Annotated in this window: 16 protein-coding genes and 5 tRNA genes; 19 read left to right on the top strand and 2 right to left on the bottom strand. The window is 33.7% G+C overall.

The features are described from left to right. The first annotated feature begins 9 nt into the window (after positions 1-9). The 19 genes from ACJJVO_RS17955 to ACJJVO_RS18045 all read left to right on the top strand — a co-directional run bounded on the left by ACJJVO_RS17955 (position 10) and on the right by ACJJVO_RS18045 (position 18,029). A complete protein-coding gene (locus ACJJVO_RS17955) occupies positions 10-1,176 on the top strand; it encodes an acyl-CoA dehydrogenase family protein (RefSeq protein ID WP_282032018.1) in 1,167 nt (388 codons plus the stop codon). A gap of 206 nt (positions 1,177-1,382) precedes the next feature. Next, a complete protein-coding gene (locus tag ACJJVO_RS17960; protein ID WP_405576640.1) occupies positions 1,383-2,762 on the top strand; it encodes an alpha-amylase in 1,380 nt (459 codons plus the stop codon). 104 nt (positions 2,763-2,866) lie between these two features. Beyond that, positions 2,867-3,757 carry a tyrosine-type recombinase/integrase gene (locus ACJJVO_RS17965; protein ID WP_405576642.1) on the top strand — a complete coding sequence of 297 codons (891 nt, stop codon included), beginning with the start codon at positions 2,867-2,869 and terminating at the stop codon, positions 3,755-3,757. Between the two features lie 81 nt (positions 3,758-3,838). Further along, positions 3,839-4,141 (top strand): ribosome hibernation-promoting factor, HPF/YfiA family, encoded by a 303-nt coding sequence (hpf, locus tag ACJJVO_RS17970; RefSeq protein ID WP_405576644.1) that lies wholly within the window; start codon positions 3,839-3,841, stop codon positions 4,139-4,141. A 110-nt stretch (positions 4,142-4,251) separates the two neighbouring features. After that, positions 4,252-4,325 (top strand) — tRNA-Thr (locus ACJJVO_RS17975). A 68-nt stretch (positions 4,326-4,393) separates the two neighbouring features. Further along, positions 4,394-4,475, top strand: a tRNA-Tyr gene (locus ACJJVO_RS17980). Positions 4,476-4,610: 135 nt separating this feature from the next. After that, positions 4,611-4,683 (top strand) — tRNA-Gly (locus tag ACJJVO_RS17985). A gap of 68 nt (positions 4,684-4,751) precedes the next feature. Next, positions 4,752-4,823 (top strand) — tRNA-Thr (locus ACJJVO_RS17990). 71 nt (positions 4,824-4,894) lie between these two features. Further along, positions 4,895-6,082, top strand: a complete 1,188-nt coding sequence (gene tuf / locus ACJJVO_RS17995; protein WP_405576646.1) for an elongation factor Tu — start codon at positions 4,895-4,897, stop codon at positions 6,080-6,082. 63 nt (positions 6,083-6,145) lie between these two features. After that, a tRNA-Trp gene (locus ACJJVO_RS18000) sits at positions 6,146-6,218 on the top strand. Positions 6,219-6,270: 52 nt separating this feature from the next. Next, on the top strand, positions 6,271-6,465 hold the full coding sequence (gene secE / locus ACJJVO_RS18005; RefSeq protein WP_178989339.1) for a preprotein translocase subunit SecE: 195 nt from the start codon (positions 6,271-6,273) through the stop codon (positions 6,463-6,465). A 17-nt stretch (positions 6,466-6,482) separates the two neighbouring features. Next, positions 6,483-7,028 carry a transcription termination/antitermination protein NusG gene (gene nusG / locus ACJJVO_RS18010; RefSeq protein WP_115816381.1) on the top strand — a complete coding sequence of 182 codons (546 nt, stop codon included), beginning with the start codon at positions 6,483-6,485 and terminating at the stop codon, positions 7,026-7,028. A 65-nt stretch (positions 7,029-7,093) separates the two neighbouring features. Continuing rightward, entirely contained in the window at positions 7,094-7,534 is a 441-nt protein-coding gene (gene rplK, locus ACJJVO_RS18015) for a 50S ribosomal protein L11 (RefSeq protein ID WP_020896666.1), read from the top strand. 10 nt (positions 7,535-7,544) lie between these two features. Then, positions 7,545-8,234: a 50S ribosomal protein L1 gene (rplA, locus tag ACJJVO_RS18020; protein WP_405576649.1), complete on the top strand. Its 690-nt coding sequence runs from the start codon at positions 7,545-7,547 to the stop codon at positions 8,232-8,234. 18 nt (positions 8,235-8,252) lie between these two features. Next, complete coding sequence (gene rplJ / locus ACJJVO_RS18025; RefSeq protein WP_092469063.1) at positions 8,253-8,774, top strand: 50S ribosomal protein L10; 522 nt, start codon at positions 8,253-8,255, stop codon at positions 8,772-8,774. Between the two features lie 58 nt (positions 8,775-8,832). Beyond that, entirely contained in the window at positions 8,833-9,207 is a 375-nt protein-coding gene (gene rplL, locus ACJJVO_RS18030) for a 50S ribosomal protein L7/L12 (protein WP_092446939.1), read from the top strand. 121 nt (positions 9,208-9,328) lie between these two features. After that, positions 9,329-13,141, top strand: a complete 3,813-nt coding sequence (gene rpoB / locus ACJJVO_RS18035; RefSeq protein WP_405576654.1) for a DNA-directed RNA polymerase subunit beta — start codon at positions 9,329-9,331, stop codon at positions 13,139-13,141. A 73-nt stretch (positions 13,142-13,214) separates the two neighbouring features. Next, positions 13,215-17,516: a DNA-directed RNA polymerase subunit beta' gene (gene rpoC / locus ACJJVO_RS18040; protein WP_405576656.1), complete on the top strand. Its 4,302-nt coding sequence runs from the start codon at positions 13,215-13,217 to the stop codon at positions 17,514-17,516. 195 nt (positions 17,517-17,711) lie between these two features. Beyond that, positions 17,712-18,029, top strand: coding sequence for a DUF3467 domain-containing protein (locus ACJJVO_RS18045; RefSeq protein ID WP_405576658.1), 318 nt, complete (start codon positions 17,712-17,714; stop codon positions 18,027-18,029). Between the two features lie 362 nt (positions 18,030-18,391). On the opposite strand, the gene ACJJVO_RS18050 is transcribed toward ACJJVO_RS18045, so the two are convergent. Together ACJJVO_RS18050 and ACJJVO_RS18055 are read right to left on the bottom strand one after the other, a co-directional pair. Continuing rightward, positions 18,392-18,622 carry a (4Fe-4S)-binding protein gene (locus ACJJVO_RS18050; protein ID WP_405576660.1) on the bottom strand — a complete coding sequence of 77 codons (231 nt, stop codon included), beginning with the start codon at positions 18,620-18,622 and terminating at the stop codon, positions 18,392-18,394. Between the two features lie 151 nt (positions 18,623-18,773). After that, positions 18,774-20,363 (bottom strand): peptide chain release factor 3, encoded by a 1,590-nt coding sequence (locus tag ACJJVO_RS18055; RefSeq protein WP_405576662.1) that lies wholly within the window; start codon positions 20,361-20,363, stop codon positions 18,774-18,776. Between the last annotated feature and the right edge of the window lie 59 nt (positions 20,364-20,422).

The raw sequence follows: 20,422 nt of genomic DNA on the forward strand, positions 1-20,422 counted from the left end.
CAACAATTTATGTCTAATTTATATTTTACAGAAGAGCACAATTTATTCCGAGAAAGCCTCAGAGAATTCTTAAAAAAAGAAGTTGTACCGCATATTGACAAATGGGAAGAAACAGGTCATATTGAGCGTTTCATCTGGAAAAAATTTGGTGATATGGGTTATTTTGGTTTAGCAACACCAGAAGCTTATGGAGGCTTAGATTTAGATTTATTTTATACCGTTATTTTTCTTGAAGAAATGCAACGCATAAATTCTGGTGGATTTGCAGCAGCAATGTGGGCACATGCATATTTAGCGATGACACATCTTAACAAAGAAGGAAATCATGAACAAAAAGAAAAATATTTAACACCTAGTGCTTTAGGTGATGCCATAGGATGTCTTTGTATTACTGAACCTTTTGGAGGAAGTGATGTGGCTGGTATGCGCACAACTGCAGTGAAAAAAGGTGATACCTATGTGATTAATGGGTCAAAAACATTTATAACTAATGGAGTTTATAGTGATTATTTAGTGGTTGCTGCTAAAACGAGTCCGGAATTAGGAAATAAAGGTATTAGCATTTTTGTAATGGATAGAGATACGCCAGGTATCTCAGCAACAAAATTAGATAAGTTGGGATGGAGAGCTTCAGATACTGGTGAGATTGCATTTGATAATGTTGTAATTCCTGCTTCTAATTTAATGGGAGAAGAAGGTCAAGGGTTTCCATATATTATGCAACATTTTGCGCTAGAGCGATTAATAATGGGAGTGAATTCGCATGCTAGGGCAGAATATGCTTTAGAATACGCAAAACAATATATGTCTGAAAGAACTGCCTTTGGTAGAACTATAGATAAATTTCAAGCTTTAAGACATACTTATGCAGATTGTGAAACACAGATGGAAATCTGTAAGCAATTTAACTACTATGTTGCAAAAAGATTAGACATGGGTGATTATGTTGTAAAAGAAGCAACAATGTCTAAACTTCAATCGACTAAAATGGCAGATGATGTTATTTACCAATGTCTTCAGTTTTTAGGAGGTTATGGCTATATGGAAGAATATCCATTAGCACGTATGTCTAGAGATAGCCGATTAGGTCCAATAGGTGGAGGAACTTCCGAAATCTTAAAAGAGATTATCGCTAAAATGGTAATTGATAATAAAGACTATAAGCCTGCGACTTAATTTTGAAGTAATAAATTTGAAATATAGGTCTTAGACCTATAAAATTGAAAACTCGTGAATTTATTCATGAGTTTTTTTGTTTTTCATCATTTTTTTATACTGATAATTGGTAATTTATCAACACGCAAACGTTTTCGTGAATTATTGGGTTTCTATTGAAGTCATTATTCATGTAAATTTAGAGATATAAAAAAATCTTAATATTCATGAAGTATTTAAAAATCATTGTTCTTGTCTGTTTAATGCTATTCCTTTTTAATTGTAGTCAGGATGAAATTTTTGCGGAAGAACAATCAGCGCAAACTAACGAGACAACAGTAGAATATGCTAAACGTGATGGACTGAAACCAATTGGTTCAGGTGTTATGATGCAAGCTTTTTATTGGGATGTTCCAGCAGGCGGAACTTGGTGGAACACTGTAAACTCTAAAGTAGCAGATTGGAGTAATGCTGGTATTGATGCCATTTGGCTTCCTCCAGCTTCAAAGGCACAAAATGGCCCTTTTTCTATGGGTTACGATCCTTTTGATTATTTTGATTTTGGGGAATACAACCAAATGGGAAGTGTTGAAACACGTTTTGGATCCAGAACTGAGCTTACAAAATTAATTGATGCAGCACATCAAAATGGACTTAGTGTAATAGCAGATATAGTAATTAATCACAATAGTGGAGGAGCAAGTGAGGCTAATCCATATGCTGGAGGTAATACATGGACGGATTTTAATCCTATGTCAGGTAATTTTTATCGCTCAGCTAATGATTTTCATGCCAATAATATACACTCTAATGATACTGGAGCATTTGGAGGTTATCCAGATTTATGTCACAATCAAACTTATGTGCAAGATTGGTTATGGAATAATTCAAATAGTGTGGCAAAATATTATAGAGATGTTATAGGTTTTGATGGATGGCGTTTTGATTATGTTAAAGGTTTTGAACCTTGGGTTGTAAAAGCATGGAAAGATGAAGCTGGTGGTTTTGCCGTTGGTGAATATTGGGATAGCAATGTATCAACCTTAGATTGGTGGACAAGTACTGCGGAAGCAAGTGCTTTTGATTTTGCGTGTTATTATAAAATGAAAGATGCGTTTATGGGAAATAACCTAAGTGTTCTTAATGATAATATGTTGTGGAAACAAAATGCTTCAAGGGCAATGACATTTGTAGCTAACCATGATACAGATGAAATTATAAATAATAAAATTTTGGCTTATGCTTATATATTAACTCACGAAGGATATCCGACTATATTTTATAAAGACTATGAGGAATGGCTAAATAAAGAGCGATTGAATAATTTAATATGGATTCATAATAATTTGGCTGGTGGAACAACAAATATATTACATGCGGACACAGATGAATATATTGCGAGAAGAAATGGATATAATAATTCTGGGCTTGTAGTTTATATTAATAATTCAGATGCATGGCAAGAAAGATGGATAGAAACCAATTGGTCTAATACTATTATTAAAGATTATACAGGTCACTCTGCTTGGGAACCTACTACTCAATATGGTAAATGGGTTAAAATACAAGCACCACCAAAAAGTTATTCAGTGTGGTCGGTAAAGTAATTTTTTTATTGTTTAGTTTAAATCCTGCCAAAATGCAGGATTTTTAATATTATGCTAAATTATACCAACTAATCGTTATATTTATTCTTATTGAAACTAGTTGAATGAGTATTAAATTCTTTTCAGAGTATTTATTATTAGAAAAAAAATATTCTAACCATACTGTATTGGCCTATACAAAGGATATTGAAAATTTTCAAACCTTTTTAAATCAATATAATTATTCTGAAGATTTAAGAGCAGTTGGATATTCTGAAATTAGACAATGGATTGTAACGTTAGTAGATGCAGGTATTTCTAATCGAACTATTAACAGAAAAGTATCTTCATTAAACACTTATTATAAGTACTTACAAAAAACAGAAGACATTAAGATAAATCCATTAAAGCAGCATAAAGCCTTAAAAGTTGGAAAAAAAGCACAATTACCATTTTCAGAACAAGAATTAAAAACTGTATTAGAAAATTCGATAATAGTAGATGATTTTGAAAGTGCCAGAAATCATTTTATTATTGAGTTATTTTACGCTACTGGAATTAGACGAATTGAGCTTGTAAATTTGAAACTAATAGATGTAGATAAAAGCAACAACCAAATAAAGGTATTGGGTAAACGAAAAAAAGAAAGGTATATCCCTTTAATAGAATCGTTATCAAAGTCCTTTAATTGTTATTTAGAATATAGAAACAAATTACCAATAGTTAAAGATAAGGAACAGCTATTTTTAACAAATGGTGGTCTTAAAATTTATGAAAAGCTTGTTTACAGAATAATAAATAAGTATTTTAGTGAAGCATCTACGAAAGCAAAATGCAGCCCTCATGTAATTAGACATTCGTTTGCAACGCACTTGTTAAATCAAGGTGCAGATTTAAACACCGTAAAAGAACTTCTTGGACATACAAGTTTAGCAGCTACTCAGGTATATACGCATAATAGTATAGCTGAATTAAAAAAAGTACATGCGAAGTCGCATCCAAGAAATCAAAGTTAATTATAACTTAATGCGAATAATCAATAAATAAGTACTAAACAAATGCGTTTTAGTACTCATGTTTAACTTAAAACTAAATAAATGAAAGTAAACACTCAATCCGTTAATTTTACAGCAGATAGTAAACTGATAGATTTCATTCAGAAGCGAATGGATAAATTAGATTTATTTTATGATAAAATAATTCAGTCCGATGTGTATTTAAAAGTAGAAAATACAAGTGATAAAGAAAATAAAATATTCGAAGTTAAAGTAAGTGTGCCAGGAGATAGCTTCGTTGTTAAGAAGCAATGTAAATCTTTTGAGGAAGGTGCAGATGCCGCAATTGCCTCATTAGGAAGGCAAATCAAAAAGCGAAAAGAAAAATTAAGGTCACATAGTTAAATTTTTTTAAAAAAATGTTTTGAATAGTAAAATAAAGTCTTACATTTGCAGTCCGTTAGAAATAGCGGACTTTTTTATGGTCAGTTTTTGATCTTGAAAAAGTATAAAAAGCCGATGTAGCTCAGCTGGCTAGAGCAGCTGATTTGTAATCAGCAGGTCGTGGGTTCGAGTCCCTCCATCGGCTCTTTAAAAGTTTGATTTTTTGATTAAAAAAGTAAACTTTTATTGTTTGAAATATTGAAATTAAGTTTTGGGGAGATACTCAAGCGGCCAACGAGGGCAGACTGTAAATCTGCTGACTACGTCTTCGCAGGTTCGAATCCTGCTCTCCCCACAAATATTTTTGCAAATAGTTTTGATAATTAAATTTCATTAAGCTACTTTTGCAAAAAAAAAAATGATTCCATTTATGGAGTCGTTTAAAATGAAATATTAATTACCTTTCAAAGTGTAAAAATTTTGATAAAATGCGAGAGTAGCTCAGTTGGTAGAGCGTCAGCCTTCCAAGCTGAATGTCGCCGGTTCGAACCCGGTCTCTCGCTCTAAAATTTACGAGTTAAGATTTAGACTTTTATATCGTAATTCGGAAATCGGCTATCTTAAGTGAAAAGCCGGTGTAGCTCAGGGGTAGAGCGTTTCCTTGGTAAGGAAGAGGTCACGAGTTCAATTCTCGTCATTGGCTCTTTTTTCTAAGTAATAGATTAGAAATAACAATTGAACACTAATATTTAACAAGAATAAAATAAATTAAACATGGCAAAGGCAACTTTCGATCGTTCAAAACCACACTTAAACATAGGTACTATTGGGCACGTAGATCACGGTAAAACAACTTTAACTGCTGCTATTACTAAAGTATTAGCTGATGCAGGTTTATCTGAAGCAAGATCATTTGATCAAATTGATAATGCACCAGAAGAAAAAGAAAGAGGTATAACAATTAATACTTCTCACGTAGAATATGCAACTGCTAATCGTCACTACGCTCACGTTGACTGTCCAGGTCACGCGGATTACGTAAAGAACATGGTTACAGGTGCTGCTCAAATGGATGGTGCTATTTTAGTTGTTGCTGCAACAGATGGTCCTATGCCACAAACTCGTGAGCACATTTTACTTGGTCGTCAGGTAGGAATTCCTCGTATCGTTGTATTCATGAATAAAGTGGATATGGTTGATGATGAAGAGTTGTTAGAGTTGGTTGATATGGAGATTAGAGATTTGTTATCTTTCTATGAATATGATGGTGACAATGGTCCTGTAATTGCTGGTTCTGCTTTAGGTGCGCTTAATGGTGAGCAAAAGTGGGTTGATTCTGTAATGGAATTGATGGAAGCTTGTGATGCTTGGATTGAAGAGCCTGTTCGTGATATGGACAAGCCTTTCTTAATGCCAATTGAAGATGTATTCTCAATTACTGGTCGTGGTACTGTTGCAACTGGTCGTATTGAAACTGGTGTAGCTAATACAGGTGATCCTGTTGAGATTATCGGTATGGGTGCTGAGAAATTAACATCTACTATTACTGGTATTGAAATGTTCCGTCAGATTTTAGATAGAGGTGAAGCTGGTGATAATGCTGGTATCTTATTAAGAGGTATTGAGAAGTCTCAAATTTCTAGAGGTATGGTAATTACTAAGCCTGGTTCTGTAACACCACACGCTAAATTTAAAGCTGAGGTTTACGTATTGAAAAAAGAAGAAGGTGGACGTCACACTCCATTCCATAATAATTACCGTCCACAGTTTTACGTTCGTACAACGGATGTAACTGGAAACATTGCGCTTCCAGATGGTGTTGAAATGGTGATGCCTGGTGATAACTTAACAATTACAGTTGAGTTAATCCAACCAATTGCAATGAACGTAGGTTTACGTTTCGCTATCCGTGAAGGTGGTAGAACAGTTGGTGCTGGTCAGGTTACTGAAATTTTAGACTAAACAAAATAGTTAAAATATTTAATTAAGGTGTCTCGATATTTCGGGATGCCTTGATTATTGTTTACGGGTTTAGCTCAGTTGGTAGAGCACTGGTCTCCAAAACCAGGTGTCGTGAGTTCGAGTCTCTCAACCCGTGCGAAATTAAACATTGGATTATTTTTATAATTCTTAATAAAGTAAAGTATCAAATGGCAGGATTAATAACATATATAAAAGAATCGTTTGAAGAGTTGAAGAATAACGTGTCATGGACTCCATGGCCAGAAGCTCAAAAATTAACGGTAATTGTAGCTGTGTTTTCAATTATTTTTTCATTAGCTATTTGGGGAGTTGATACCGTATTTAGTAGAGCGGTTAAGGCTTATTTTGAAATGATTCACTAACAATTTACAAGAAGAATATGTCCGATAAAAAATGGTATGTTGTTAGAGCGGTAAGCGGTCAAGAAAACAAAATTAAAGCTTATATTGAAAATGAAATTTCAAGATTAGGTCTAGAAGATTTTGTTGATCAAGTTTTGGTACCAACCGAAAAAGTTATTCAAATCCGTAACGGAAAGAAAATACAAAAGGAAAAAGTTTATTTTCCTGGTTATATAATGGTTCAAGCCAATTTAAGTGGTGAGATTCCTCATATTATTAAATCGATTACTAATGTTATCGGTTTTTTAGGTGAGACAAAAGGAGGGGATCCTGTGCCTTTAAGACAGTCTGAAGTAAATAGAATGTTAGGTAAAGTAGATGAGTTATCTGTAGAGGCTGATGCAAATGTGGCAATACCATTTACTAAAGGTGAAACTGTGAAAGTTATTGATGGTCCATTCAACGGTTTTGATGGTACTATTGAAAAGATTAATGAAGAAAAGCGTAAGCTTGAGGTAATGGTTAAGATTTTTGGAAGAAAAACACCATTAGAGTTAAGTTATATGCAAGTAGAAAAAGTTTAATAATTGTTACAATAAAGAGCGTTAGTCTATGCTTCCAATATAGATAAACGTATAAACATTAAGAAATGGCAAAAGAAATAGACAAAGTAGTTAAGCTACAAGTTCGGGGAGGTGCTGCGAATCCATCGCCACCGGTAGGACCCGCTTTAGGTGCCGCTGGAGTTAATATCATGGAGTTCTGTAAGCAATTTAACGCTAGAACACAAGATAAACAAGGTAAAGTTTTACCTGTGGCAATCTCTGTTTACAAAGACAAATCGTTTGATTTTGTAATCAAGACTCCACCAGCAGCAGTACAATTATTAGAAGCGGCCAAAGTAAAGAAAGGATCAGGTGAACCAAACCGACGTAAAGTAGCAAAAGTAACTTGGGATCAAGTAAAAGCGATTGCTGAAGACAAAATGGTAGATTTAAATGCGTTTGAAATCGGATCAGCTATGAAAATGGTTGCCGGTACAGCAAGATCTATGGGTATCACTGTTAAAGGAGGAGAAGCTCCAAACTAAATTTTTAGAAATGGCAAGATTAACAAAGAAGCAAAAAGAAGCAAGAGCAAAGGTTGATAATAACAAAATTTACTCTTTAGAAGAAGCTTCAGCTTTACTAAAAGAAATTACATATACAAAGTTTGATGCTTCTATCGATTTAGCAATCAGATTAGGTGTAGATCCACGTAAGGCCAATCAAATGGTTCGTGGTGTAGTTTCATTACCACATGGTACAGGTAAAGACATGAAGGTTCTTGCGCTTGTAACACCAGATAAAGAAGCCGAAGCTAAAGAAGCGGGTGCTGATTATGTTGGGTTAGATGAATACTTACAGAAAATTAAAGATGGTTGGACAGATGTTGACGTTATCGTTACTATGCCAAGCATTATGGGTAAGTTAGGACCATTAGGTAGAGTATTGGGACCAAGAGGTCTTATGCCAAACCCTAAGACAGGTACAGTAACTATGGATGTAGCTAAAGCGGTTGCAGAAGTAAAAGCTGGTAAAATAGATTTTAAGGTAGATAAAACAGGTATTGTTCATGCACCAATAGGTAAAGCATCGTTTAGTACTGATAAAATTATTGGCAATGCTCAAGAGTTGTTATCTACAATAATGAAATTAAAGCCAACTGCTTCAAAAGGAGTTTATGTTAAAAGCATTTATATGTCTAGTACCATGAGTCCAAGTATAGCAGTTGATACAAAAATAGGATAGTAGTAAACTTAGAATATTATGACAAGAGAAGAAAAATCCCAAGTAATTGAAGAGTTAACTGCTCAATTAGCAGATAATACAAATATCTATTTAACTGATATTTCAGGATTAGATGCAGTTGCAACTTCAAATTTAAGAAGAGCCTGTTTTAAAGCTAATATTAAATTAGCAGTTGTTAAGAATACACTTTTAGAGAAAGCAATGGAAGCATCGGATAGAGAATTCGGTGATTTACCTACAACTTTAAAAGGAAATACATCAGTAATGTATTCTGAAACAGGTAATGGACCAGCCAAAGTAATTAAAGAATTCCGTAAAAAATCTGAAAAGCCTTTATTAAAAGGTGCTTTCATTGAGGAATCGGTTTACATAGGTGACGATTTATTAGATGCATTAGTAGATATCAAGTCAAGAGAAGAACTTATTGGTGAAATTGTAGGTTTACTACAGTCTCCTGCTAAGAACGTTATCTCAGCGCTTAAATCTAGTGGTGGAAAAATCGCAGGTATCGTTAAAACATTATCCGAAAGAGAAGGATAATATTAGAATTACACAATAGAAAATTATATTATAACACACATTATTAAACAATAGAAAAATGGCAGATTTAAAAGATTTCGCAGAACAATTAGTTAACTTAACAGTAAAAGAAGTTAACGAATTAGCAACTATATTAAAAGATGAGTACGGTATCGAGCCTGCTGCTGCTGCAGTAGCTATGGCTGGTCCAGCTGCAGGTGGTGGTGACGCTGCTGAAGAGCAAACTGAATTTGATGTAATCTTAAAAGCGGCAGGTGGTTCTAAACTAGCTGTAGTAAAATTAGTTAAAGAATTAACTGGTTTAGGTTTAAAAGAAGCAAAAGGTTTAGTTGATGATGCACCAAGTGCAATTAAAGAAGGTGTTTCTAAAGATGAAGCAGAAGCTTTAAAATCTCAATTAGAAGAGGCTGGAGCTGAGGTTGAGCTTAAGTAAGCTTACTCATTCAACAATACAAGGTTTAGGTCTGGAGTCGTACTCTAAGACCTAAACCCTTTTGTGTATATAAACGTTATATGCATTTTTTAGTTTTTATTTATTAAAATCTCGTTCATCAATGTTAGCAAAAAAGGCTGAAAGAATTAATTTCTCTTCTATTGTAAATAGGACAGATTACCCAGACTTTTTGGATATTCAAATTAAATCCTTCCAGGATTTTTTCCAATTAGAAACAAAGTCAGAAGAAAGAGGCACTGAAGGTTTGTACAACACCTTCATGGAGAACTTCCCAATCACAGACACGCGTAATCAATTCGTATTAGAATTTTTAGATTACTTTATAGATCCACCAAGATATTCTATAGAAGAATGTATCGAAAGAGGATTAACATACAGTGTGCCTTTAAAAGCAAGATTGAAATTGTATTGTACGGATCCAGAACATGAGGATTTCGAAACAATCGTTCAAGATGTATATTTAGGTACAATTCCTTACATGACTCCGAGTGGTACATTTTGTATCAATGGTGCAGAGCGTGTAGTAGTTTCTCAGTTACATAGATCACCAGGTGTATTCTTTAGCCAGTCTTTTCATGCTAATGGAACTAAATTGTATTCTGCAAGAGTAATTCCTTTCAAGGGATCTTGGATAGAATTTGCTACAGATATCAATCAAGTAATGTATGCTTATATTGATAGAAAGAAAAAATTACCAGTTACAACGCTTTTCCGTGCTATCGGTTTTGAGCGTGATAAAGATATTTTAGAAATTTTCGATCTTGCGGAAGAAGTAAAAGTTTCTAAGTCAGGTTTGAAGAAAGTTATAGGTCGTAAATTAGCTGCTCGTGTATTGAATACATGGCATGAGGATTTCGTTGATGAAGATACAGGTGAAGTTGTATCTATTGAGCGTAACGAAATTGTATTAGATCGTGACACAATTATAGACAAAGACAATATTGAAGAAATTCTTGAAGCTGATGTAAAAACAATCCTTTTACATAAAGAAAGTGCGCAACAAGGAGATTATGCAATTATCCATAATACATTACAGAAAGATCCAACAAACTCTGAAAAAGAAGCTGTTGAGCACATCTATCGTCAATTACGTAATGCTGAGCCGCCAGATGAAGAAACGGCGCGTGGTATTATTGACAAATTATTTTTCTCTGATCAACGTTACTCTTTAGGTGAAGTAGGTCGTTATAGAATGAATAAGAAATTACAGTTAGATATTGGTATGGACAAACAAGTTTTGACCAAATTAGATATCATAACTATCATAAAATATTTAATTGAACTTATCAACTCGAAAGCAGAGATTGATGATATTGACCACTTATCTAACCGTCGTGTACGTACAGTAGGTGAGCAGTTATCTTCTCAGTTTGGTGTTGGTTTAGCACGTATGGCTCGTACTATTCGTGAGCGTATGAATGTGCGTGATAACGAAGTATTTACTCCAATTGATTTAATTAATGCAAAGACTTTATCGTCTGTTATTAATTCGTTTTTTGGTACTAACCAGTTGTCTCAATTTATGGATCAAACGAATCCTCTTGCTGAGATTACGCACAAGCGTCGTCTTTCAGCATTAGGACCAGGTGGTTTATCTAGAGAAAGAGCAGGTTTCGAAGTACGTGATGTTCACTATACACATTATGGACGTTTATGTCCTATTGAAACACCAGAAGGACCAAACATTGGTTTAATTTCTTCTTTATCAGTATTTGCAAAAGTGAATTCAATGGGATTCATTGAAACACCATATCGTAAAGTTGAAAATGGTGTTGTTGATATTAAGAATACTCCAGTATACTTAAGTGCAGAAGAGGAAGAAGATATGTTAATCGCGCAAGCGACTATAAAAGTTGATGAGGATGGTAAAATCTTAGCTGATAAAATTATTTCTCGTCAAGAAGGTGATTTCCCAGTTATTGATCCAACACAAGTAGATTACACAGATGTTGCACCTAATCAAATTACTTCAATTTCTGCGTCATTAATTCCATTCTTAGAACATGATGATGCCAACCGTGCATTAATGGGATCTAACATGATGCGTCAGGCCGTTCCTTTATTACGTCCTGAAGCACCAATTGTAGGTACTGGTTTAGAACGTCAAGTAGCATCAGACTCAAGAGTATTAATTAATGCAGAAGGAGCTGGTACTGTTGAATATGTTGATGCTGAAAAAATCACCATTAGATATGAGCGTACTGAAGAAGAAGCAATGGTTAGTTTTGAAAGTGATACTAAAACATATCCTTTAGTTAAATTTAGAAAAACAAACCAAGGAACATCTATCAACTTAAAACCAATCGTAGTGAAAGGTGATAAAGTTGCTAAAGGACAGGTTCTTTGTGAAGGTTATGCAACTGAAAATGGAGAATTAGCACTTGGTAGAAATATGAAAGTAGCCTTTATGCCTTGGAAAGGGTATAACTTTGAGGATGCCATCGTTATTTCAGAAAAAGTTGTTAGAGAAGATGTATTTACATCTATTCATATTGATGAGTACTCATTAGAAGTTAGAGATACTAAATTAGGTAACGAAGAGTTAACTAATGATATTCCTAACGTTTCTGAAGAAGCGACTAAAGATTTAGATGAAAATGGAATGATTCGCATTGGTGCGGAGATTAAACCAGGTGATATCTTAATTGGTAAGATTACTCCAAAAGGAGAATCTGATCCAACTCCAGAAGAAAAACTTCTTAGAGCTATCTTTGGTGATAAAGCAGGTGATGTAAAAGATGCATCTTTAAAAGCATCTCCATCTCTTAATGGTGTTGTAATTAATAAAAAATTATTCGCTAGAGCCGTAAAAGATAAACGTAAGAGAGCACAAGATAAAGAAGATATTGAAGCATTAGAAAATGCTTATGACAATAGATTTGATGACCTTAAAAATGTTGTAGTTGAAAAATTATTCAACATTGTTAATGGTAAAACTGCTCAAGGTATTTATAACGATTTAGGTGAAGAAATTATTCCTAAAGGTAAAAAGTATACCTTAAAGATGTTAAATGCTGTAGATGATTATACGCATTTAACATCTGGAAAATGGACTACTGATGACCATACTAATGAAATGGTTGCAGATTTAATCCATAATTATAAAATTAAGGAAAATGATCTTCAAGGATCTTTAAGACGTGAGAAGTTTACAGTTTCTGTGGGTGATGAATTACCTGCAGGTATCATAAAATTAGCTAAAGTTTACATCGCTAAAAAGCGTAAACTAAAAGTTGGTGATAAGATGGCAGGTCGTCACGGTAACAAAGGTATTGTTGCTCGTATCGTTCGTCAAGAAGATATGCCTTTCTTAGAAGATGGAACTCCAGTTGATATTGTATTAAATCCACTTGGTGTACCTTCTCGTATGAATATTGGTCAGATTTATGAAACCGTTTTAGGTTGGGCTGGTCAAGATTTAGGAAAGAAATATGCTACTCCAATTTTCGATGGTGCTACTTTAGACCAAATTAATGCATACACTGATGAAGCTGGTATACCAAGATTTGGACATACGTATCTTTATGATGGTGGAACAGGAGATCGTTTTGATCAACCAGCAACAGTTGGTGTAATCTATATGATTAAACTTGGTCACATGATTGATGATAAAATGCACGCACGTTCTATTGGACCATACTCATTAATTACACAACAGCCATTAGGTGGTAAAGCACAATTTGGTGGTCAGCGTTTTGGTGAGATGGAAGTATGGGCACTTGAGGCTTATGGAGCATCAAGTACATTACGTGAGATCTTAACTGTAAAATCAGATGATGTTATTGGTAGAGCTAAAACTTACGAAGCTATCGTTAAGGGTGAGCCAATGCCAGAACCGGGACTTCCAGAATCATTCAACGTACTTATGCACGAATTGAAAGGTTTAGGATTAGATATTAGATTAGAAGAATAAAAAATAGTAGCCAGTCATCAGTATGCAGTTATCACTGCGTACTGAAGACTGAAGACTGAATACTATAAAGAACATGGCAAGAAAACAAGATAAGAATACAGTACAGAAATTTAACAAAATTTCTATTGGTTTAGCATCTCCTGAGTCTGTTTTAGCAGCATCTCGTGGTGAGGTATTAAAGCCAGAAACTATTAATTATCGAACTCACAAACCAGAAAGAGATGGTTTGTTCTGTGAGCGTATTTTTGGTCCTGTAAAGGATTTTGAATGTGCTTGTGGTAAATATAAAAGAATACGTTACAAAGGTATAGTATGTGACCGTTGTGGTGTAGAAGTAACTGAAAAGAAAGTACGAAGAGATCGTGTTGGGCACATTAATTTAGTGGTACCTGTAGCACATATCTGGTATTTCCGTTCGTTACCAAATAAAATTGGTTACCTTCTTGGATTACCATCTAAGAAATTAGATATGATAATCTATTATGAGCGCTATGTGGTTATTCAATCAGGTATTGCTATGAATGCTGAAGGAGAACCAATTCAAAAGATGGATTTCCTTACAGAAGAAGAGTATCTTAATATCTTAGAATCACTTCCTAAAGAAAATCAATATTTAGATGATACAGACCCTAACAAATTCATTGCAAAGATGGGTGCTGAGTGTCTTATCGATTTGTTAGCTAGAATTGATTTAGATGAGTTGTCATATGAATTAAGACATAAAGCAAATAACGAAACTTCTAAACAACGTAAAACTGAAGCTTTAAAACGTTTACAGGTTGTAGAGGCATTTAGAGATTCAAATTTAAATAGAGAGAATAGACCTGAGTGGATGATTATGAAGGCTGTTCCTGTAATTCCACCAGAATTAAGACCTTTAGTGCCTTTAGATGGTGGTCGTTTTGCAACTTCAGATTTAAATGATTTATACCGTCGTGTAATTATCCGTAACAACCGTCTTAAAAGATTAGTTGAGATAAAAGCACCAGAAGTTATTTTACGTAATGAAAAACGTATGTTACAAGAATCTGTAGATTCATTATTTGATAACACACGTAAATCATCTGCTGTAAAAACAGATTCTAACAGACCATTAAAATCATTATCAGATTCACTTAAAGGTAAGCAAGGACGTTTCCGTCAAAACTTATTGGGTAAGCGTGTTGATTATTCTGCACGTTCTGTAATTGTTGTTGGACCAGAATTAAGATTATTTGAATGTGGATTGCCTAAAGGTATGGCAGCAGAACTTTACAAGCCTTTTATCATCAGAAAACTGATTGAAAGAGGTATCGTAAAAACTGTAAAATCTGCAAAGAAAATTATAGATAGAAAAGAGCCTGTAGTTTGGGATATATTAGAGAATGTTTTAAAAGGACATCCAGTGCTTTTAAACCGTGCTCCTACATTACACAGACTTGGTATACAAGCATTCCAACCTAAACTTATCGAAGGTAAAGCAATTCAGTTACACCCATTAGTGTGTACTGCATTTAATGCCGATTTTGATGGTGACCAGATGGCTGTGCATTTACCATTAGGGCCAGAAGCTATTTTAGAATGTCAATTATTAATGTTGGCTTCACATAATATATTGAACCCAGCAAATGGTTCTCCAGTTACAGTACCTTCTCAGGATATGGTACTTGGTTTATATTATATGACTAAACTTAGAAAATCGACTCCAGAAGTGCCAATTAAAGGAGAAGGCTTAACTTTTTATTCACCACAAGAGGTTACAATTGCTTACAACGAGAAGCAGGTAGACTTAAATGCTGGTATAAAGGTAAGAACTTTTGATTTTAATGAGGAAGGTGAATTAACTAAGCAAATTATAGAAACAACTGTAGGACGTGTACTTTTCAACGAAAAAGTACCACCAGCAGCAGGTTATATAAATGAAGTATTAACTAAAAAGTCTTTAAGAGAAATCATTCATGGTATTCTTAAAAAGACTAGTGTACCTGAAACTGCAGATTTCCTTGATGAGATTAAGACTCAAGGGTATAAATTTGCATTCCAAGGTGGACTATCATTTAGTTTAGGTGATATTATTATTCCAGCAGAGAAACAAGGAATGATTGATGCTGCTAACAAACAAGTTGATGGTATTATGGGTAACTATAATATGGGACTTATTACCAATAACGAACGTTATAACCAAGTTATTGATATTTGGACATCAACCAATGCTGAATTGACGGAATTGTCAATGAAGCGTATTCGTGAAGATCAACAAGGATTTAACTCGGTATTTATGATGCTTGATTCTGGTGCAAGGGGTTCTAAAGAACAGATTCGTCAGTTAACAGGTATGCGTGGATTAATGGCTAAACCTAAAAAATCTACAGCAGCAGGTGGTGAAATTATTGAAAATCCAATTCTTTCTAACTTTAAGGAAGGACTTTCAATTTTAGAATACTTTATCTCTACTCACGGTGCACGTAAAGGACTTGCAGATACGGCTCTTAAAACTGCCGATGCAGGTTACTTAACACGTCGTTTGGTAGATGTTTCACAAGATGTAATTGTTTACGAAGAGGATTGTGGTACATTAAGAGGAATTGAAGTTTCTGCACTTAAGAAAAATGAAGAAATTGTTGAAAGCTTAGAAGCTAGAATCGTTGGTAGAACATCTCTTAATGATGTATATCATCCTTTAACTGAAGAGTTAATTGTAGAGTCTGGTGATCATATTAACGATATTATTGCTAAGAAGATTGGTGAGTCTCCAATTGATTCAATTGAAGTACGATCACCATTAACATGTGAAGCTAAGAAAGGTATCTGTGTTAAATGTTACGGACGAAACCTTGCTACTGGTAAAATGGTACAACGAGGTGAAGCTGTTGGTGTTGTAGCTGCTCAATCTATTGGTGAGCCAGGTACACAGTTAACATTGCGTACTTTCCACGTGGGTGGTATTGCAGGTAACATTTCTGAAGAGAATAAGTTAACTGTGAAGTTTGATGGTATTGCTGAGATTGAAGATTTAAAAACGGTTAAGTCTGTTGATAAAGAAGGAAAAGAGGTTGATGTTGTAATATCAAGAACTTCAGAATTGAAATTAGTTGATGTTAAAACAGGAATCATTTTAAGTACTAATAATATTCCTTATGGTTCTTTCATCTATGCTAAGAATGGAAGTAAACTTAAGAAAGGAGATGTAGTTTGTGAATGGGATCCATATAACGGTGTAATTATTTCAGAATTTGCTGGTCAAGTGAAGTATGAAAACATTGAACAAGGGGTGACATACCAAGTTGAAATTGATGAACAAACTGGTTTCCAAGAGAAAGTAATTTCAGAATCTAGAAATAAGAAGTTAATTCCAACATTATTGATTACAGATAAGAAAGGTGAAACAATCCGTTCTTACAACCTTCCAGTTGGAGCACACATTATGATTGATGATGGTGATAAAATTGATATTGGTAAGATTTTAGTTAAAATACCTCGTAAATCATCTAAAGCTGGTGATATTACTGGTGGTCTTCCTCGTGTAACAGAATTGTTTGAAGCGCGTAACCCTTCTAATCCTGCTGTAGTGAGTGCGATTGATGGTGTTGTGTCTTTCGGTAAAATTAAGCGTGGTAACCGTGAAATTATAATCGAGTCTAAATTAGGTGAGGTTAAGAAATACTTAGTGAAGTTATCTAGTCAAATTCTTGTACAAGAAAATGATTACGTAAAAGCTGGTATGCCTTTATCTGATGGTTCAATTACACCAAACGATATTCTTAACATTAAAGGACCTGCTGCGGTTCAGCAATACTTAGTAAATGAAGTACAAGAAGTATATCGTTTACAGGGTGTGAAGATTAATGATAAGCACTTCGAAGTTGTTGTAAGACAGATGATGCGTAAAGTTAGAATTATTGATTCTGGTGATACCATTTTCTTAGAAAACCAATTAGTTCATAAATCAGATTTCATTGAAGAAAACGATAAGATTTTCGGAATGAAAGTGGTAGAAGATGCTGGTGATTCTAATAATATGAGATCTGGTCAAATTGTAACAGTTAGAGATTTAAGAGATGAAAACTCTAGTTTACGAAGGGAAGATAAAAATCTTGTAACAGCAAGAGATGCTAGTCCTGCGACTGCAACTCCAATATTACAAGGTATTACTAGAGCTTCATTACAAACTAAGTCATTTATATCTGCGGCATCGTTCCAAGAAACTACAAAAGTTCTTAACGAAGCAGCTGTAAACGGTAAAGTAGATTCACTAGAAGGACTTAAAGAAAATGTAATTGTTGGTCATAGAATACCAGCAGGTACAGGTGTTAGAGAATACGAAAACATCATCGTTGGTTCTAAAGCAGAATTTAATGAAATGATGAAGGCTAAAGAAGAAATGAATTTTAATTAAATGAGATTTAGATTTAGCTGGCCGAAGGCGAGGCGAAATATTAAAATCGAATTTATCCTCAACTAGAGTCAAAGATTCATTCTTAAAATAGTAGAATAAACCAAAAGCCTTCAAGTTATATAACTTGAAGGCTTTTATATTTTAGATAATAATTAATTAGACTTCCTTCTTCAAGGAAGCGTAAATAAATTTACCATGGCAGACGAAAAAAATAACCCTAAAAAAGGTCAAATAAATATTGAATTAGATGAAAAAGTAGCCGAAGGTACTTATTCTAATTTAGCAATTATAAATCATTCTGTATCAGAATTTGTAGTGGATTTTGTAAGCATTATGCCAGGCACTCCAAAAAGTAAAGTAAAGTCTCGTATTATTCTTACACCGCAACATGCAAAGCGTTTATTGAAAGCCTTAGGCGAAAATATTGTTCGCTTTGAAAAAGCACATGGTGAAATTAAAGATTATGAGCAACCTCCAATACCTTTGAATTTTGGACCAACTGGACAGGCTTAATTTTTTGCTACAAGTTTAGGATATAATTACACCTTTTGGCTTTCTTAAAATATGTAGTAATTGAAATCACAATTTTACTGTTCCTTTACTCTATTTATCTAAAGTAAACTAATAATAAGCATGATAGTTTTTTTCAATTGTTTCGGTGCTTTTAATTGAATTTACATATTAATATTGACTTATTTAAAGAAGTGTTTTAGCTTAGTTTATGAATTTAACGGGTGCTTTTATTTAAATTGATATTTGTGGCTTTAAAACGCTTTTAAAATTAGTATTTTTGATTTTTACTTGTTTTCAGATAAAAAAACCTTTGAATTTTTAAATTCAAAGGTATTTTTATGTCATTAAATAAATTTTGTTACCTATGCAACTTCCTTTTTATTTAAATGATATTGTAATGCTCCAGAAGGACATTTTTTAATCTGATTGATAATGGCTTCAGTTTGTGCTCCTTCTAGGTCAATCCAAGGAATCACTGAGTTTCTAAATACATTAGATAATTGCTTCGCACAAAGCTGTGCATTTGCACAACATCTAGGCTTGTAGGTAACGGTAATTTCAGAGTTACTGAAAACGTTTGCGTTAATTTCCATAATAAGTAGATTAGTTTGGGGTTAATCGTATTCTGAATTTATTGAATGCAAATGGATTAATGTTTAATATTCGATTATAATCATATTTAATCGTTTATTTGTTTTAATTTGAAGGAATATACTTTGTTGTTCGATGAAATGCACACTCTATTTATTCAAATTCTGATGTCATATGAAAGGTAATGCTTGGATATTTTTGTTGAGACATTTGTAGTGAGAACATAGAATCAGCTAAAAATACCAATTGATTTTGCTTATCTCTGGCTAAGTAGCGTTGTTTGACTCTTATAAACTCTTTATATTCTTCACTTTTTTCATTCTCTGTTTTTATCCAACAGGCTTTATGTACGTTAAGATTTTCGTAAGTACATTTAGCACCATATTCGTGCTCTAATCTATATTGAATAACTTCATATTGTAATGCTCCAACGGTACCAATGACTTTTCTACCATTAAAATCTAGTGTAAATAATTGTGCAACACCTTCATCCATTAATTGGTCGATGCCTTTGTATAGTTGCTTAGCCTTCATAGGATCAGCATTATTGATATATCTAAAATGCTCAGGAGAAAAACTAGGTACTCCTTTATAGTTTAAGATTTCACCTTCTGTTAAAGTATCTCCAATTTTAAAACTTCCAGTATCTTGAAGTCCTACGATATCGCCAGGATATGAGATATCTACAATCTCTTTTTTCTCTGCAAAAAATGCATTAGGACTAGAAAATTTTAATTTTTTATTTTGTCTTACATGTAAATACGGAGTATTACGCTTAAATTCTCCCGATACAATTTTTATGAAAGCTAATCTATTTCTATGATTAGGATCCATATTGGCATGAATTTTAAAAACAAAGCCGCTAAATTCTTTTTCCTCAGGTTTTACTATGCGTTCTTCACTCTGTTTTGGTCTTGGTTTCGGTGCTATTTCTACAAAACAATCTAATAATTCTCTAACTCCAAAATTATTAAGTGCAGATCCAAAAAATACAGGTTGTTGATTTCCATTTAAATAGTCCTCTTTATTAAATTGAGGATAGATGCCTTCAACTAACTCGATCTCTTCTCTTAAGGTATTAGCCGCTTTTTGACCAACTAATTTATCTAACTCTGGTGACGATAAATCCGATATTTCAATGGTTTCCTCAATATCTTTTCTGCTATCTCCAGAAAATAAGTTAATATTCTTTTCCCAGATATTGTATATGCCTTTAAAATCGTAACCCATTCCTATAGGAAAACTTAAGGGAACAACTTTTAAACCTAATTTCTGTTCAATTTCATCTAAAAGATCAAAAGCGTCTTTTCCTTCTCTATCCATTTTGTTAATAAAAACAATCATTGGGATATTACGCATCCTACAAACTTCAACTAGTTTTTCGGTTTGTTCCTCAACACCTTTGGCAACATCAATGACCACTATTACACTATCTACAGCCGTTAATGTTCTAAATGTATCTTCTGCAAAATCCTTGTGGCCAGGTGTGTCTAAAATATTAATTTTAATACCGTTATATTCAAAAGCCAAAACTGAAGTAGCTACGGATATTCCACGCTGACGTTCAATTTCCATAAAGTCACTGGTAGCACCTTTCTTTATTTTGTTGCTTTTAACTGCACCAGCTTCTTGTATAGCACCACCAAATAATAGTAGTTTTTCTGTAAGTGTAGTTTTACCTGCATCTGGATGCGAGATGATTCCGAACGTTCGTCGTCTATTTATTTCTTTTAAAAAACTCATAAAAATAATTAAAAAAGGGAACGCAAATATACCATTAATAACTTCATTTAGGATAACTA

This window comes from Winogradskyella sp. Asnod2-B02-A (assembly GCF_045063645.1).
Classification (GTDB): Bacteria; Bacteroidota; Bacteroidia; order Flavobacteriales; family Flavobacteriaceae; genus Winogradskyella.